At 46.0% G+C, this 335-nt stretch carries 1 protein-coding gene; it reads left to right on the plus strand.

What is annotated here, in order from left to right:
* The coding region (locus IAE19_RS16495; RefSeq protein WP_227612319.1) for an Ig-like domain-containing protein at positions 1–335 on the plus strand (335 nt) is incomplete at both ends.

The raw sequence follows: 335 nt of genomic DNA on the forward strand, positions 1-335 counted from the left end.
TGGCGCCAACTGCCCCTGTTGTCAATCCAGTCAATGATACAGATGCAATTACAGGAACAGCGGAAGCAGGTTCCACAGTAAAAGTAACTTTTCCTGATGGAACTACAGCCACAGTGGTTGCCGATGCTGATGGGAAATGGGAAGTACCAAATCCTGGACTTCAGGATGGCGATAAAATAACAGTGGTTGCTCAGGATCCAGCTGGAAATACTTCACCACCTACAGAGGTGCTTGTTGATGGTGTAGCCCCCGCAGTGACTTTAGATAATTTATTAACCAATGACAATACACCTGCATTGCATGGAACGGTTGATGATCCTACTGCAAAAGTCACA

The organism is Acinetobacter sp. S40 (assembly GCF_016624705.1).
Lineage (GTDB): Bacteria > Pseudomonadota > Gammaproteobacteria > Pseudomonadales > Moraxellaceae > Acinetobacter.